Origin of the sequence: Flavobacterium sp. KS-LB2 (genome assembly GCF_036895565.1) — a bacterium.
Classification (GTDB): domain Bacteria; phylum Bacteroidota; class Bacteroidia; order Flavobacteriales; family Flavobacteriaceae; genus Flavobacterium.
The window spans coordinates 3,286,640-3,302,467 of record NZ_CP145904.1 but is presented as its reverse complement, the minus strand read 5'-3'; the positions used below and the strand labels follow the sequence as shown (position 1 = coordinate 3,302,467).

Annotated in this window: 14 protein-coding genes and 1 pseudogene; 13 read left to right on the top strand and 2 right to left on the bottom strand. The window is 35.4% G+C overall.

Annotation, left to right across the window (positions count from 1 at the left end; translation table 11 throughout):
- The first annotated feature begins 156 nt into the window (after nucleotides 1-156).
- The 8 genes from serS (at nucleotide 157) to V5J73_RS14125 (ending at nucleotide 8,156) form a co-directional block, all read left to right on the top strand.
- A complete protein-coding gene (serS, locus tag V5J73_RS14160; RefSeq protein WP_338646624.1) occupies nucleotides 157-1,428 on the top strand; it encodes a serine--tRNA ligase in 1,272 nt (423 codons plus the stop codon).
- A 93-nt stretch (nucleotides 1,429-1,521) separates the two neighbouring features.
- Nucleotides 1,522-2,205: a hypothetical protein gene (locus tag V5J73_RS14155; RefSeq protein ID WP_338646623.1), complete on the top strand. Its 684-nt coding sequence runs from the start codon at nucleotides 1,522-1,524 to the stop codon at nucleotides 2,203-2,205.
- A 1-nt stretch (nucleotide 2,206) separates the two neighbouring features.
- Nucleotides 2,207-3,982 carry a tetratricopeptide repeat protein gene (locus V5J73_RS14150; RefSeq protein ID WP_338646622.1) on the top strand — a complete coding sequence of 592 codons (1,776 nt, stop codon included), beginning with the start codon at nucleotides 2,207-2,209 and terminating at the stop codon, nucleotides 3,980-3,982.
- 92 nt (nucleotides 3,983-4,074) lie between these two features.
- Nucleotides 4,075-4,386 (top strand): DUF4286 family protein, encoded by a 312-nt coding sequence (locus tag V5J73_RS14145; protein ID WP_338646621.1) that lies wholly within the window; start codon nucleotides 4,075-4,077, stop codon nucleotides 4,384-4,386.
- Between the two features lie 198 nt (nucleotides 4,387-4,584).
- On the top strand, nucleotides 4,585-5,364 hold the full coding sequence (rsmA, locus tag V5J73_RS14140) for a 16S rRNA (adenine(1518)-N(6)/adenine(1519)-N(6))-dimethyltransferase RsmA (RefSeq protein ID WP_338646620.1): 780 nt from the start codon (nucleotides 4,585-4,587) through the stop codon (nucleotides 5,362-5,364).
- The gene (gene mgtE, locus V5J73_RS14135; protein ID WP_338646619.1) at nucleotides 5,354-6,706 is read left to right on the top strand and encodes a magnesium transporter; all 1,353 of its coding nucleotides are present in this window, start codon (nucleotides 5,354-5,356) and stop codon (nucleotides 6,704-6,706) included. Before rsmA ends, mgtE begins: the two co-directional genes overlap by 11 nt.
- A 147-nt stretch (nucleotides 6,707-6,853) precedes the next feature.
- Entirely contained in the window at nucleotides 6,854-7,630 is a 777-nt protein-coding gene (gene proC / locus V5J73_RS14130; RefSeq protein ID WP_338646618.1) for a pyrroline-5-carboxylate reductase, read from the top strand.
- 145 nt (nucleotides 7,631-7,775) lie between these two features.
- On the top strand, nucleotides 7,776-8,156 hold the full coding sequence (locus V5J73_RS14125) for a Dabb family protein (protein WP_338646617.1): 381 nt from the start codon (nucleotides 7,776-7,778) through the stop codon (nucleotides 8,154-8,156).
- Between the two features lie 109 nt (nucleotides 8,157-8,265).
- On the opposite strand, the gene nhaA is transcribed toward V5J73_RS14125, so the two are convergent.
- Nucleotides 8,266-9,429, bottom strand: a complete 1,164-nt coding sequence (gene nhaA / locus V5J73_RS14120; protein ID WP_338646616.1) for a Na+/H+ antiporter NhaA — start codon at nucleotides 9,427-9,429, stop codon at nucleotides 8,266-8,268.
- A 144-nt stretch (nucleotides 9,430-9,573) separates the two neighbouring features.
- On the opposite strand from nhaA, the pseudogene V5J73_RS14115 reads away from it, so the two are divergent.
- The 3 genes and pseudogenes from V5J73_RS14115 to V5J73_RS14105 form a co-directional block, all read left to right on the top strand.
- Nucleotides 9,574-10,512 (top strand): annotated as a pseudogene (locus tag V5J73_RS14115) (2-hydroxyacid dehydrogenase); the annotation flags it as partial.
- Nucleotides 10,513-10,971: 459 nt separating this feature from the next.
- Complete coding sequence (locus tag V5J73_RS14110) at nucleotides 10,972-11,355, top strand: DUF4234 domain-containing protein (protein ID WP_338646615.1); 384 nt, start codon at nucleotides 10,972-10,974, stop codon at nucleotides 11,353-11,355.
- Nucleotides 11,330-11,794, top strand: coding sequence for a DUF2752 domain-containing protein (locus tag V5J73_RS14105; protein WP_338646614.1), 465 nt, complete (start codon nucleotides 11,330-11,332; stop codon nucleotides 11,792-11,794). The genes V5J73_RS14110 and V5J73_RS14105 overlap by 26 nt, the downstream gene beginning before the upstream one ends.
- Before the next feature lie 61 nt (nucleotides 11,795-11,855).
- On the opposite strand, the gene V5J73_RS14100 is transcribed toward V5J73_RS14105, so the two are convergent.
- Nucleotides 11,856-13,658 carry a lysophospholipid acyltransferase family protein gene (locus tag V5J73_RS14100; RefSeq protein WP_338646613.1) on the bottom strand — a complete coding sequence of 601 codons (1,803 nt, stop codon included), beginning with the start codon at nucleotides 13,656-13,658 and terminating at the stop codon, nucleotides 11,856-11,858.
- 116 nt (nucleotides 13,659-13,774) lie between these two features.
- Here V5J73_RS14100 and V5J73_RS14095 point away from each other — a divergent pair, with 116 nt between their 5' ends.
- Together V5J73_RS14095 and V5J73_RS14090 are read left to right on the top strand one after the other, a co-directional pair.
- Complete coding sequence (locus V5J73_RS14095) at nucleotides 13,775-14,536, top strand: exodeoxyribonuclease III (RefSeq protein WP_338646611.1); 762 nt, start codon at nucleotides 13,775-13,777, stop codon at nucleotides 14,534-14,536.
- A 183-nt stretch (nucleotides 14,537-14,719) separates the two neighbouring features.
- Entirely contained in the window at nucleotides 14,720-15,661 is a 942-nt protein-coding gene (locus V5J73_RS14090; protein WP_338646609.1) for an OmpA/MotB family protein, read from the top strand.
- Nucleotides 15,662-15,828: the final 167 nt, after the last annotated feature.

The following is a 15,828-nucleotide window of genomic DNA, read 5'->3' as shown; positions in this document are numbered from 1 at the left end:
AACTAGCAAATACGTTCGATTTATAAGCTCTGTTTTTTTTACTACAGCGAAATCGCTTTTCCTCTCAACTTTGTTCCGTACTTTGTTCCGTTACTATCAAACATTTCCTTAAATTTGCTTCCATTATTAAAAAAGTTAGCGCAAAAAAATCAAGCTATGTTACAAATCGCATTTATTAGAGAGAATCAAGAAAAAGTAATCAAGGCTTTGGCAAAGAGAAACATCGATGCTACAAGTGTTGTTGAAGAGGTGGTACAACTGGATGAAAAACGTCGGGCTACGCAAGTGGAACTTGACAATATTTTATCCGAATCTAATAAATTATCCAAAGATATTGGTGAATTGATGAAAAGTGGCGAGAAAGCCAAAGCCGCAATCTTAAAAGAAAAAACCATTTTAAACAAAGAGAAAAGCAAAGTGCTAGCGGAAACTGCTGAAGTACTTGCCGCTGAACTTTTAGAAAAATTATATACATTGCCTAATCTTCCTGCGGATATTGTTCCTATTGGAAAAACACCAGAGGAAAACCTAAACGTTTTTGAAGAAGGAGAGATTCCAGTTTTGTATGAAGGAGCACAACCACATTGGGAATTAGTAAAAAAATACGACATCATCGATTTTGAATTGGGTGTAAAAATCACGGGTGCAGGATTTCCGGTTTATAAAGGAAAAGGAGCACGATTACAACGTGCCTTGATCAATTATTTCTTGGATAAAAATACGGCTGCAGGATACAATGAAGTTCAGGTTCCGCACATGGTAAATGAAGCGTCGGCTTATGGAACGGGACAATTGCCAGACAAAGAAGGGCAAATGTACCATGATAAAACCGATGATTTGTACTTGATTCCAACGGCTGAGGTTCCTGTGACGAATTTGTTTCGTGATGTAATTTTAAACGAAAGTGAATTGCCAGTTTTAACTACAGCTTACACGCCATGTTTCCGTCGTGAAGCAGGTTCTTACGGTGCGCATGTACGTGGATTGAACCGTTTGCATCAATTTGATAAAGTCGAAATTGTACGTGTTGAACATCCTGATAAATCGTATGAAGCGTTGGACGGAATGGTAGAACACGTTAAAAATATATTACAAGAATTGAAATTACCATATAGAATATTGCGTCTTTGTGGTGGTGATATGGGTTTCACATCGGCTTTGACGTATGATTTTGAAGTGTTTTCTACAGCGCAGGATCGTTGGTTAGAAATCAGTTCGGTTTCTAATTTTGAGACTTTTCAAGCGAATCGTTTGAAATTGCGTTTCAAAGATAAAGACGGAAAAAATCAATTGGCACACACTTTAAACGGAAGTGCATTGGCTTTGCCAAGAGTTTTAGCTGGAATTTTAGAAAATTACCAAACTCCAGAGGGGATCGTAATTCCTGAGGTTTTGCGTCCGTACTGTGGGTTTGATATTATAAATTAATTAGTGTTCAGTCCTCAGTGATCGGTGTTCAGTTAGCTTTTTGGACAATACACCGTTTAGCAAACTGAACACTGAATACTGAACACTTTCAAGATGAAAAATATTTTTTTGTATGGTACTTTGTTTTTCTCGCTATTTGCTTTCGCCCAAAACGAAATGGATTTCGTGCCTAAAAATTGGAAGGTAATTGCTAAAACACAAGGAGATTTAAATGCGGATAAAATAGATGATTTAGTTTTAGTCATAGAAGATACAAATAAAGAAAATTTTATTGCGAATGACGGTTTAGGAGAAACTACTTTAAATACTAATCCAAGGTTTTTATTAGTTTTATTTAAGAATAGTGAAAACAAGTTTTATTTAGATAAAAAAAATAAAATTGCTATTCATCCTGAAGGAGATATAGAAAGTACTTGTCTTGAGGATCCCTTTTTGAGCGGTAAAGGCATTCAAATTTCTAGAGGTTTGTTGAAATTATCTCTAAGATATTTCTTGAGTTGTGGGTCTTGGGAAATAAACGTTAATGATTATACGTTTAGATTTCAAAACAATCAATTTGTACTTATTGGATATGATACTTTTTCAATTCATAGATCATCGGGAGAAATTGAAGAATCAAGTTATAATTTCTTAACCAAAAAGAAAAGTATCACTAAAGGAGAAAATGAGTTTTTTCCTAAAAAAAGCAAAGCCAAGACTCAATGGTCTAAAATCGATGCTAAAAATGAATTAACCTTCAGTAACATAGAAAAAAATATTGATTTTGGATGGCAATAATATGAAAAAACTCTTTCTACATATTACCCTGTTTTTTTCATTGGTTTGTTTTTCACAAAACGAACAATTAGCACAGTATTATTATGACAAAGGCGATTTTGAAAAAGCAAAAATTAGCTACGAAGAGTTACTGCAAGAGATTCCATTAAATTCACAGTATTTTTTAAGAATAATCGATTGTTCCCAGCAATTGCAACAGTTTGAAAGTGCCGAAAAAGCGCTTCAACAACGACTTATAAAATACAATCAAGGAAACATACTTGTAGAATTAGGCTATAATTTTCAGTTGCAAAAAAACGATGCTAAAGCCAAGACATACTACGATCAGGCCTTGGATAGAATTAGGAAAAATCCAAATGAAGTGTACGGAATTTCAAATGCTTTTGAAAAGAAAGTGTTGTTAGATTATGCGCTGAAATCCTACCAAACTGCAACAGAACTAGAACCAAATTTTAATTTCAATTATCAAATAGGGTTGCTTTACGGTCAATTGTCTAATATGGAAATGATGATTGCTACTTTTCTGGATGAAGCGTTTGCCAATCCTCAAAACTCTATTCGAATCCAAAACCAACTGGTTCGTTTTATGGTTGATGAAGGAGACGCAAACTTCAATGAACTCTTGCGTAAGGCACTAATTCTAAGAACCCAGAAAAATCAAGATATATTCTGGAATCATTATTTAAGTTGGTTTTATGTACAGCAGAAAGAGTTCGAAAAAGCATTTATTCAGGAAAAAGCCATTTACAAACGCAATCCAGAAACGCTTGCCAATATTGTGAATTTAGGACAACTGGCGATTGAAGAAGAGAATCAGGAAGCAGCTAAGGAAATATTAGGCTTTGTATTAGAAAATACACAGGATTTAGAATTGATTATCCAAGCGAACTCGTATTTGCTTACGATGAAAATTGAAAAAGCGTCTGAAAAAGACTTTACATCTATCAGCACAGAATTAGACGCTTTATTAAAGCAATTTGAAATAAGTCCTTTTACCTTATCTTTGCAGCTGATTCAGGCACATTTCACAGCATTTAGCTTGAAAAAACCAGAAGAAGGAAAGGCAATTGTCAAGAGAGCGCTGGAATTGCAGTTGAACGATTATCAAGTGGCTTATGCCAAAATGGAACTTGCAGATATTCTGCTTTTCGAGGAAAAATTTAATCAGGCTTTGATCTATTATTCGCAGATAGAATTGGATTTGAAGAATGATGTAATGGCCCATGAAGCCAGTTTGAAAGCCGCAAAAACAAGTTATTTCAAAACTGATTTTGCGTGGGCATTGAAACAGTTTAAGGAATTGAAATCAGCGAATACGCAGTTGATTGCGAATGACGCTTTGGAATATTTTCTATTGATAAACGACAATACTGCAGCTGATTCGACACAAACGGCTTTGAAACAATTTGCAAAAGGAGATTATCTGTTGTATCAAAACAGGAATCAGGAAGCGGTAACGCAGTTTCAGACGATTTTGAAAAATCATAAAGGACAAGAAATTGAGGCTGCGACCTTGTTGCGATTAGGTAAAATATACGAAAAGAAAGGCGATTTTGCTTTGGCTTTAAGCCAATACCAAATGATTATAGACCAACATAGCGACGGAATTTATATAGACGAAGCCTTGTATTTTTCGGCAGAAATTTACAATAAACAATCACTGCCTGAAAAAGCAAAACCGCTCTATGAAAAGATATTGTTCAATCATCAGGACAGTATTTATTTTGTAGAAGCAAGAAAGAAATTCAGGCAGTTGCGAGGAGATACGAATCTTTAAAGAGGATTTTAGATTTATGATTAACGATTTTAGATTGCAGATTTAGAAAGAAAGAAAAATTAGCAATCTATTTAAATTTATACTACAAAAAAATGATACTATACAACGTTACCACAAACATACACGAAAGCGTTCACGATCAATGGATGATTTGGATGCAACACAAGCACATTCCTGAAATTTTGGCTACAGGAAAATTCACCGCGGCCAGAATGGTTCGTGTTTTAATTGAAGAAGAAATGGGCGGCGTAACGTATTCGGTGCAATATACAACGGATAGCAAAGAAACTCTGGAGAGATATTATCAACAGGATGCGCCAGGTTTTCGTGAAGAAGGAGCGAAATTATTTGGAGATAAAATGCTTGCTTTTAGAACAGAACTAGAATTGATCGCAGATTATTAGAGTCATTGCGAGGAAAGAAGCAATTACATTCAGGTTGTCTTTTGAATTACAACTTGAATTCACAATTTGCAAAGTTGAGATTGTAAAAACAGTATAATTAAAGGGCGCAAATTACGATCCCCAATTCAGAAAATAGATAAAAAATACACTTTGAGCCTTAGTTCCCGAAGCTTCGGGATTCGTGGAAAAAAATAAAAAATGGAAAAAGTAACAGCCAAAAAACACCTCGGACAGCACTTTCTTAAAGACGAAAGCATTGCAAAAGATATTGCCGACACGTTGAATTTAGAAGGATATGATGATGTACTGGAGATAGGTCCGGGAATGGGTGTTTTGACAAAATATTTATTGGATAAACCAGTGAATACCTACGTTATTGAAATCGATACGGAATCAGTGACCTATTTGGATCAAAATTATCCAAAATTAAAAGACAGAATCATTTCTAAAGATTTCCTGAAATACAACGTTAACGAAATTTTCGAAGGGAAACAATTCGCAATCATTGGGAATTTTCCGTATAATATTTCGACACAAATTGTGTTTAGAACTTTGGAATACCGCGATCAGATTCCCGAATTTGCTGGAATGTTCCAGAAAGAAGTGGCGCAGCGTATTTGTGAAAAAAAAGGAACAAAAGCCTATGGAATTCTATCGGTTTTGGTTCAAGCCTTTTACGATGCCGAATATTTATTCACGGTAGATGAAAATGTTTTTATTCCGCCACCAAAGGTAAAATCAGGTGTTTTACGTTTGCGCAGGAAGAAAGATTACAGTTTGCCATGTGGCGAAAAGTTGTTTTTCACCGTAGTAAAAACCGCTTTTCAACAACGACGTAAAACGTTACGAAATAGTTTAAAAACCTTAAATTTGTCCGATAGTTTGAGAGAAGATGAAATTTTCAACCTTCGACCAGAACAATTAAATGTAGAACAGTTCATTGAACTTACCCAAAAAATAGAAGCCGATGGAGTTTAAAATCAGCAAAGTACTAATTCAGGAATTAGAGCAACTCATTCAAAGCAAAAACGACCAGCAGCTGGAAGTTTTATTGAATGACATGCACCATGCTGATATTGCTGAAATTCTAGATGAGCTTGATTTTAATGAAGCAACCTATATTTTTAAAGTTTTAGACAGTGAAAAAACCGCCGAAATTCTTCTGGAATTAGAAGATGATTTGCGCGAAAATATATTAAGCAGGCTTTCGCCAAAAGAGATTGCGGAAGAATTAGATGAGCTGGAAACCAATGATGCAGCTGATATTATTGCAGAGCTTTCACAAGATTTGAAAGCTGAAGTAATATCAGAACTTCAGGATGTTGAGCATGCCAAAGATATTGTTGACTTATTGCGTTATGACGAAGATACCGCAGGTGGAATCATGCACAAGGAATTGGTTAAAGTCAATGAAAATTGGAATGTGCTTACGTGTGTAAAAGAAATGCGAATTCAGGCCGAAAATATTTCCAGAGTGCACTCGATTTATGTCGTAGATGATGAGGACCGACTCAAAGGACGTTTGTCACTTAAGGATTTATTGACCACTTCTTCTAGAACGCCTATTAACGATGTTTATATCAGAAAATTGAACTCAGTTAAAGTAGATACTGAAGATGTTGAGGTGGCGCGAATCATGCAAAAATACGATTTAGAGGCCATTCCAGTTGTAGATGAGTTAGGACGCTTAGTAGGCCGAATCACCATTGATGACATTGTAGATGTAATCAAGGACGAAGCCGATGAGGATTACCAGTTGGCTGCGGGTATCTCACAAGACGTAGAAGCAGATGACAGTATTTTTGAACATACAAAAGCACGTTTGCCTTGGCTAGTTTTGGCTCTTTTAGGTGGTTTTATTTCCGTAAAAGTGCTAGGATTATTTGAAGGTGCGATGCTTGAACATGGCAATTTGTTCTTTTTTACGCCATTGATTGCCGCCATGGCAGGAAATGTTGGCGTACAATCCTCAGCAATTATTGTGCAGGGTTTGGCAAACAATACGTTGAGTGGATCGTTATTTAATAGATTGGTAAAAGAAGTATCACTAAGTTTATTAAACGGACTTATTTTGGCTACAATATTATTTTTAGGAAGTCATTTTCTGTTGAATGTTGAAATTATAATTGGAATTATTGTTACCGTAGCATTGATGTCGGTAATTATTATTGCTTCATTAATAGGAACTTTTGTTCCGTTATTACTGGATAAATTTGGTATTGACCCTGCTTTGGCTACTGGACCGTTCATCACAACGAGCAATGATATTTGCGGAATTCTGATTTATTTTTCGATAGCAAAAATGATTTTAGGGTTTTAAGAGAAAGAGGATAGAATAAAGAGAATAGAATATTGAAAGGGAATTAAAGGACGAACTAATACAACTATAACTACACAACCAACACTTTTCCCTAACAGAACGCTACCTTTTGGATAGGGGTTAGGGAGAGGAAAAACCACAACCAGCATGAAAGTACACATCATTGGCGGAGGAAACTTAGGTGTTTCTATCGCATTAGGATTATCAAAATTTTCACCAGAAAATCGAGTTACTATAACCCGAAGAAACACATCCAGTATTCTGTATCTTGAAAAATTAGGTGCAACAGTTTCCACTAATAATATTCTCCAGATTCAGGAAGCTGATATCATTATTTTAACGATAAAACCGTACCAAGTCGATACTGTTTTAGCCGAAATCCTACCTGAAATTTTCAATAAAATTATCGCTTCCGCAGTGAGTGGATTGTCTATTGAAAATTTGCAAAACAAAATCGGTTCGGCTAATAGTGCGATCAGAATCATGCCTAATATCGCCGCACAATTTGGCGCATCAGCTACCTGTATTGCATTCCATGAAAAAGACAAAGAGAAAGCACAAGACGTAGTCGCCCTTTTTCAGAGTTTGGGAACCGCTCCTATTATTGACGAAAAATTAATGGATGCGGCAACCGTTTTGGCAGCCAGCGGAACAGCTTTTGCGTTGCGATATATCCGCGCGTCGATGCAAGCGGGAATTGAAATAGGATTTGACTGGCAAACTGCATTAGCCATTTCAGCGCAAACTGTAAAAGGCGCTGCCGAAATGCTACTAGAAGAAAAAGTACATCCAGAACAATTAATTGACCGTGTCACCACACCACAAGGCTGTACCATTGCTGGATTGAACGAAATGGAAATGCACGGATTCAGTTCGTCTTTGATACGAGGAATCAAAACTTCATTAAAACAAATCAAGGGATAACGGTAAAATGACCCTTTTTGTAATACGTTCAGGCTATACGCGCTACTTCGGTAGCTTGCTTCTATCCTTCACGTGAATACGATTATTAATAAAGAGTCACTGGAACAACAAGAAGATTAATGTGAAATATTTAAATAAAAAAATCATGAAAAAACTACTGCTTTTAACCCTTATTTTAATTTCAAGTTATACTGTGAATGCCCAAGAAGATAAACCAAAACAACAACTTAGACATGTAGTACTATTTGGTTGGAAGGAAGGAACGGATCCTGCAGCTATTGGTAAAGTAGTGACTGCTTTCAAGAATTTGGAACATAAAATTACACTAATCAAGGCTTTCGAATGGGGCATTAACAACAGTCCTGAAAACTTGAATAATGGTTTAACACATTGTTTTACCATAACGTTCAATAGCGAAGCTGATAGAGATGCGTATCTTATTCATCCAGAGCATAAAGCTTTTGTAGCTGTTTTGAGTCCGGCACCAGATAAAGTTACCGTTGTTGATTATTGGACTAATAAGTAAACAAAAATTAGTTTAAAAAAGATTAACTGATAATATAAGATAATTATTTATAAAAGCAAAAAGCCTCTCTTACAATTGTAAGAGAGGCTTTTTTAGTAAATGAAAACTTTTAGTTGGCCGGTTTTTTTATTTTAGCAGGTTTTAATGTGAACTTTAACCATAAAAAACCAAGTGTTCCTGCAATAAACGAAGCAATCAGAATCGCAATTTTAGAAAAGGTGATAACTTCTTCACCATCATTTTTAAACGCAAGGAGTGTAATGAAAATAGACATTGTAAATCCTATTCCGCCTAGCATTCCTGCTCCTAATATGTTACTCCATTTCAAATCTTTAGGTAAGGTGCAAATCCCTAAACTTACCGCAAGGAATGAAAAAAGCCATATCCCTAATGGTTTTCCTATGACAAGGCCCAGTATAATTCCAATTGTATTGGGGTGATTCAATCCTTCATGCCAATCAGAATTTATGGCAATACAAGTATTCGCTATTGCAAATAAGGGAAGGATAAAAAAAGCAACTGGTTTATGTAGAAAATGCTGCAATCGATACGAAGACGTTTTTTTACCTCCATTGCCAAACGGAATTACAAAGGCTAATAATACTCCGGTTATCGTCGCGTGAACCCCTGAATTTAGCATGAAATACCACATAGCTGCTCCACCAATTAAATAAGGAATAAGATTGTGTACTTTTCTTCGGTTCAAAATAAACAAACCACCCATAATGGCAAAAGCAATCAACAAATTCATATAGGCAATAGTGTCTGTATAAAATATGGCGATAACCATAATGGCGCCTAAATCATCAATTACGGCAAGTGCAGTTAGAAATACTTTTAGCGATGTAGGAACGCGATTTCCTAAAAGTGATAAAATACCAATTGCAAAAGCAATATCTGTAGCCATAGGGATTCCAGCTCCATTTTGTGTGATGGTTCCAAAATTTAATAGTAAAAAAATTCCAGCTGGAACTACCATTCCGCCTAAGGCTCCAAAAATAGGTAAAGCGGCATTTTTTATACTGGATAATTCCCCTTGATACATCTCCCGTTCTAATTCTAGACCAATCAGGAGGAAGAAGATTGCCATTAAGCCATCATTGATCCAATGGGTTATGGAATGACTACCAATATTAGTTTCCCAAAAAGCAATATATTCGGTTTGAACGGATGAGTTGGCCAAGAAAAGAGAGAGAATCGTTACAAAAAGTAATAAAAGACCACCTGCTTTTTCGCTTTCAAAAAAAGCATTGAATGTTTTTGTTAATTTCATTTGTCGGTTTTCATTTATTATAAGCATACCATTTATAATAAAAAATTAAGAATGCTAATTTACGAATTACAACTCTAATTTCCGATGTTAAAGCAATAAACCGTAATTTTTTTGTTAATTTGAAGTATCAAAAAAAGAATAATTATGGATATTAAAATCCTTCATATAGACAGCAACCATCCCGTTCTTTGGGACCAATTACAGCAATCAGGATTTATAAACCACAGCGATTTTAGGTCGTCAAAAGAAGAAATAGAAACTAAAATTCAAGATTATCAAGGGATTGTGATTCGAAGTCGTTTTAAAATTGATAAGACTTTCTTGGACAAAGCTACTAATTTACAATTCATAGCACGAGTAGGTGCTGGATTAGAAAGTATCGATTGCGACTATGCGGAGTCCAAAAACATTACACTTATTGCTGCTCCGGAAGGAAATAGAAATGCTGTTGCTGAGCATGCATTGGGAATGATTTTATCCCTGTTCAATAAATTAAACGAAGCTGATAGTGAGATACGTGCAGGACACTGGAACCGGGAAAGCAATCGTGGTCATGAACTCGATGGTAAAACAGTTGGGATTATTGGCTACGGAAATATGGGAAAATCATTTGCTAAAAAACTGCGTGGCTTTGATGTAGAAGTTTTGTGTTATGATATTCAGGATAATGTAGGTGATGCTAATGCAAAACAAGTTTCATTGGCAGAACTGCAACAAAAAGCAGCTGTAGTAAGTCTTCATATTCCATGGACTCCAGAAACCGATAAAATGGTGAATACTGATTTTATCAATGGGTTTACTAAGCCTTTTTGGATTATAAATACGTCTCGTGGCAAGAATATTGTTACTGCCGATTTAGTTTCAGCTATGAAATCTGGTAAAATTCTTGGAGCTGGTTTGGATGTTTTGGAGTATGAGAAATTATCTTTTGAAACCCTTTTTCAAGATAAAAATACGCCAGAGGCCTTCCAATATTTGCTGCAAGCTAAGAATGTGATTCTGACGCCTCATATTGCTGGTTGGACTTTCGAAAGCCACGAACGATTGGCACAAGTGATTGTAGACAAAATAAAAGCAAAATATTTTGGTCAAGCCAAAGCTATTGAGCCGGAAAAACGAGTTACAGGAATTGGAGGTTTCTTTTTTAAATCAAAAAACTCAAAAGAATTGGTGGCTTGGTATGGAAAATACTTGGGCTTTAAAACCGATGAGTATGGTTCCACTTTTTGGTGGAAAGATAAAGAAGGGAATGATTGTTCAACCCAGTGGTCGCCTTTTACAGCGGATACTACTTATTTTGCGCCAAGCGAAAAACAGTTCATGCAAAATTTCAGAGTGGAGAATTTAGAACGTTTGTTGCAAAAATTATCTGATGAAGGTGTAACAATTGTGGGTGATATGCAGACTTATGAGTATGGAAAATTTGGCTGGATTTTGGATATCGAGGGGAATAAGATTGAACTCTGGGAGCCAATTGATACAGTTTTTCAATAAATTTTTTATAATTTCAATATTTACTAACTTAAATTTAACCAAACCAAAATGGAAGAAATTGTTCAAGAAACTTGGAATACTCCAAGAAAACCTATTCCAGTATTTAAAGTAGATCCAGTATTAGTATTAATTTTTGGGTTTTTGACCTGTGGATTGTATTTAATCTATTGGAATATTAAAGTTGCAGAAGTTTTTAATGCAGTTTCTGAACGAGAAGTCATCTCACAACCCATCGCCATATTTGCAGGTTGTTGCTATCCTGTAAATATTTATTTCTTTTATTTGGCAGGTAGAGACGGACTCCCAGATGTGTATCATAGATCTGGAGCAGCTCAAAAAGATGATACGGTTTTATTACTTATTTTAGGGCTTTTCTTTCCAATGATTGCTGCAATGATAGTTCAAAATGACATCAATAAATTATACAATTAATAGAAAAGATAAACGTAAAATTTACGGAATTATAGGCGCTGTTCTAACGCTGATGATTCCGTTTTTTTTAATGTTTTTCAATGGCGATAATCATCTTGAGACAGATCAGTCTTTGTGTCCTTTCAAAATGGTTACAGGCTTTCCATGTCCAGGTTGTGGGATTACAAAATCATTAGTTTATTTTTATCAGGGAGATTTTTACAAGAGTATAAGCTATCATCTATTAGGCCCTTTTGTGATTGCATTTAGTATTGTCAGCATTGTTATATTGACCACGGAATTAATTACTAAAAAAGAGTATTTTAATACTTTTATGTACAATAAAAGACTAGCCTATGGTTTAGGTGTTTTTCTTGTTGGATATCATATTATAAGATTGGTTTTTTTTATAAGAAACAACTCTTTAGATTCCATTTTGAAAGAGTCAATTTGGAGGTAAATTAGTTTATATAAAAAATCCCGTTCATAGAACGGGATTTTTTATGTTTTTCAACTTGGTATTAATCTTCTTTATCGGCTAATTTTCGTTCTAATTCCGCTTGAAACTCTTCCATCACAGGTTTCATGGTACTTTCTGGAATATCAGCAATTCGAATGTACATCAATCCATCAACAGCATTGTTAAACAATGGATCCACATTAAAGGCAACTACTTTTGCATTTTGTTTGATGTATTTTTTAATCAAAACTGGCAAACGCAAACTGCCCGGCTCCAGTTCGTCAATAATTTTATCAAATTTATTCAAATCTGATTCCGCTTCATCAAAAATGAAATCCTTGTCAGCATCTTTCAGTTTTACTTTATAGGCTTTCTTCGGGTGAATATATTGCGCAATATATGGATCGTAATAATTGGACTTCATAAATTCAATCATCAAAGATTTTGAAAAATCAGAAAACTGATTACTGATACTTACGCCTCCAAGTAGAAATTTGTGCTCAGGATAGCGCAAAGTTGTATGCATAATTCCTTTCCAAAGCAGAAAAAGTGGCATCGGTTTTTGTTGGTATTCTTTAATGATAAAAGCACGGCCCATTTCTATGGATTTATGCATCATGTCATATAATTCCGGTTCAAATCGGAAAAGATCGTTGAGGTAAAAACCATTTATACCATACTTTGGGTAAATTTCTGATCCCAATCCCATTCGGTATGCACCCGCAATTTTATTAGCATCAGCATCCCATAAAAATAGGTGATGATAGTATTGGTCGTGTTTGTCTAAGTCAATAGGTTCATTTGTTCCTTCGCCTACCTCTCGAAATGTTATTTCTCGTAAACGACCTATTTCATGAAGAATATTTGGGATTTTAGAGGCTCTTGCAAAGAAAACCTCATAGTTTTTACTTTGTAAAAGTCGGCAATCAGTGCTGCGCAACGCATCTACTTCCTTAATCATCTTGTCCTGATTAGCGGCAGTAACAATTTTCTTCGGGCTTTTAGGAATTTTTAAAGTAGGTGTTGGTAAAAAATGACTTTCTTTTTCAAAAGGATTCGCCAACATATACGTTTTCTTTCTTAAAAATTCGGAATACTCCTCAATCGTTGTGTGTTCATTTTGTTCACTTACGGAAATGGGTTTGCCAATACGCACTTTAATCACGCGACGTTTTTGGCTAAACACTTCCGAAGGCAGCTTTGCCGTTCTAAACGTGCCGCTTATCTTAGAAAGTAAATAAAATAATCGGCTGTTTTTAGCATGAAAATAAATAGGAACAACAGGAACTTGTGCTTTTCTAATGACTTTAATAGCACCTTCTTCCCACGGTTTGTCTACCATTAATTTTCCGTCTTTATAAGTAGAAACTTCTCCTGCTGGGAACATTCCTAATGGCTTTCCATCGCTCAAATGGCGCAGAGTTTCTTTTATCCCTACTACACTTGATTTCGCATCCTTATGATTTTCAAAAGGATTTACCGGCATAATGTATTTTTTAAGGGGTTCAATGCGATGTAAAAGAAAATTCGCAATAATTTTGAAATTAGGTTCTCTCTCCAGCATTAATTTCAGTAACAAAACACCATCAATTCCTCCTAAAGGATGGTTTGAAATGGTTATATATGCGCCTTCTTTTGGCAAACGTTTTAAATCCTCTTCTGGGATTTCGAATTTTATTTGTAAATCATCAAGGACGCCATTCAAAAATGAAACATCTTTCAAATGTTTATTTCTGTTGTATACTTTGTTTAAGGTAGATATTTTTAGCACCTTCATTAACATCCAGCCGGAAAAAGTCCCCAGAACTCCGTATTTGTCTGCATTTATTGCTTTTGCAACTTCTTTCGCGGTTACTAAACCCATGTATTTTTTTCTTTTTTTAGAGCAAGAAACAAAGATAGCAAAAAACTCCATTTTCTCTATTTTTCTGAATCAAACTTCTAGTTTTTTGTTACATTTGAATTTCAAAAAAATATTCAATGAGAATTATTTCATACAACGTCAACGGAATCAGAGCTGCCATTTCTAAAGGATTTATAGACTGGTTGCAGCATGCAAATCCGGATATTATTTGCCTTCAAGAAATTAAAGCTACTGAGGATCAAATTCCAGTAGACGACATTACAAAGGCTGGTTATCCTTACCAGTATTACTATTCAGCAACAAAAAAGGGGTACAGTGGGGTAGCGATTCTTTCGAAAATCAAACCCAATAATGTCGTTCATGGCACCGGAATTCATCACATGGATTTTGAAGGAAGAAATCTTCGGGCTGATTTTGACGGATTCTCTGTGATGAGTTTGTACTTGCCATCAGGAACAAATATTGACCGATTAGGCCATAAATTTATGTTTATGGATGATTTTCAAACCTACATCAACGAACTTAAAAAAGAAAATCCAAACCTTATTATTTGCGGAGATTACAACATTTGCCACGAGGCAATCGATATTCATGATCCTGTGCGCAACAAAAATGTTTCTGGGTTTTTACCACAAGAAAGAGCGTGGCTTGACGGATTTATGAAGTCTGGATTTGTGGATAGTTTTCGCCACTTTAATAACGAACCACACCAATATTCTTGGTGGAGTTATCGCGCTGGAGCAAGGGGAAACAACAAAGGTTGGCGCATTGATTATAATTTAGTTAGTGATTCTTTAAAACATAAACTTAAAAGAGCCGTTATTTTATCAGATGCCGTACATTCAGATCACTGCCCAATTTTGGTAGAAATAGAGTAACATTTTCAGGAGCTTTTCCCGCTATCCGTTGCAAATGAAATTCACTGAACACCAAAAAAATAGTAACTTGGTGGAGTAATCTTTTCCCTCGAAACGTAGCGATTATCGGGGCTAGGGCATTCGAATACAATTTGAAATTTTGTTTTCAAAACAACATTAGAAACAACATAAATACAAACAAAAATGATTAGAAGAGTTTCCATTGGATTATTAGTATTGGCCCTTTCAACTTCTTGTGTATCTAAGAAAATATATAACGACTTAGAGAGTAAATACACTGATTCCAAGAAAGAAAACAGAAGCTTAGCAGATGAAAATGCCGATTTGCTAAAAGCTAAAAACCAATTAGAATTAGACCGCGATGGTTTAAAAAATGATTTGAGTAAATCCAAAGCCGAACTGGATAAATTGAAAGCAGATTACGCCGCAGCGCAAAATAAATTCAAAGTCTTGCAGGATTCTTACGCCGCTTTAGAAAAAAATAGCGGTGATGCTTTGCAAAGCAACATGAAGAAAAACCGTGATTTACTGGATCAATTAGACGAGAAAGGAAAAGCATTGGCATTAGAACAAGAGCGATTGAGCAAAAGCGCACAACGTTTGCAAGAATTAGAAGATTTGATTGCCGCCAAAGAAGCCAGCATGAAAAAACTAAAAGAAACCTTATCTAAAGCCTTGAACAGTTTTGAAGGAAAAGGGTTGACAGTAGAACAAAAAAACGGAAAAGTGTATGTTTCTATGGAGAACAAATTACTTTTTAATTCGGGAAGTTGGGCTGTAGGTTCCGAAGGGAAGAAAGCAGTTGTAGAATTGGCAAAAGTTTTGGGCGACAACCCAGATATTTCCGTACTTATTGAAGGTCATACGGATGATGATGCGTTTACAGCTTCAGGTCCAATTGCCGATAACTGGGATTTATCAACCAAAAGAGCGACAGCAATAGTTGCTATTTTGAGTGAGAACAAAAAAATCAACAAGCAAAATCTTACTGCGGCTGGAAGAGGAGAATTCTCCCCATTAGCAAGCAATGCAACCGCTGATGGAAAAGCTAAAAACCGTAGAATAGAAATCATTCTTACGCCAAGATTAGACGAAATCGCCGAAATGTTGAATGAGATAAATTAAGGTTCAAAGGTTCAAAGATAGAAAGGTTCAGAGTTTTACTTTGGACCTTTTCTTTTACCGCTAATTCGCAAATTCTATGTTTCGATGGAAGGTTTTTTAATTGGCGAATTAGCGGTTTATTTTTTTAAATATCGAATTTAGTCTTAAATAAACGTTTCTCAATTTTC

Coding starts and splice junctions, on each gene's coding strand:
- serS (WP_338646624.1), top strand. CDS start 157: ATGTTACAAATCGCATTTATTAGAGAGAATCAAGAAAAAGTAATCAAG.
- V5J73_RS14155 (WP_338646623.1), top strand. CDS start 1,522: ATGAAAAATATTTTTTTGTATGGTACTTTGTTTTTCTCGCTATTTGCT.
- V5J73_RS14150 (WP_338646622.1), top strand. CDS start 2,207: ATGAAAAAACTCTTTCTACATATTACCCTGTTTTTTTCATTGGTTTGT.
- V5J73_RS14145 (WP_338646621.1), top strand. CDS start 4,075: ATGATACTATACAACGTTACCACAAACATACACGAAAGCGTTCACGAT.
- rsmA (WP_338646620.1), top strand. CDS start 4,585: ATGGAAAAAGTAACAGCCAAAAAACACCTCGGACAGCACTTTCTTAAA.
- mgtE (WP_338646619.1), top strand. CDS start 5,354: ATGGAGTTTAAAATCAGCAAAGTACTAATTCAGGAATTAGAGCAACTC.
- proC (WP_338646618.1), top strand. CDS start 6,854: ATGAAAGTACACATCATTGGCGGAGGAAACTTAGGTGTTTCTATCGCA.
- V5J73_RS14125 (WP_338646617.1), top strand. CDS start 7,776: ATGAAAAAACTACTGCTTTTAACCCTTATTTTAATTTCAAGTTATACT.
- nhaA (WP_338646616.1), bottom strand. CDS start 9,429: ATGAAATTAACAAAAACATTCAATGCTTTTTTTGAAAGCGAAAAAGCA.
- V5J73_RS14110 (WP_338646615.1), top strand. CDS start 10,972: ATGGAAGAAATTGTTCAAGAAACTTGGAATACTCCAAGAAAACCTATT.
- V5J73_RS14105 (WP_338646614.1), top strand. CDS start 11,330: ATGACATCAATAAATTATACAATTAATAGAAAAGATAAACGTAAAATT.
- V5J73_RS14100 (WP_338646613.1), bottom strand. CDS start 13,658: ATGGGTTTAGTAACCGCGAAAGAAGTTGCAAAAGCAATAAATGCAGAC.
- V5J73_RS14095 (WP_338646611.1), top strand. CDS start 13,775: ATGAGAATTATTTCATACAACGTCAACGGAATCAGAGCTGCCATTTCT.
- V5J73_RS14090 (WP_338646609.1), top strand. CDS start 14,720: ATGATTAGAAGAGTTTCCATTGGATTATTAGTATTGGCCCTTTCAACT.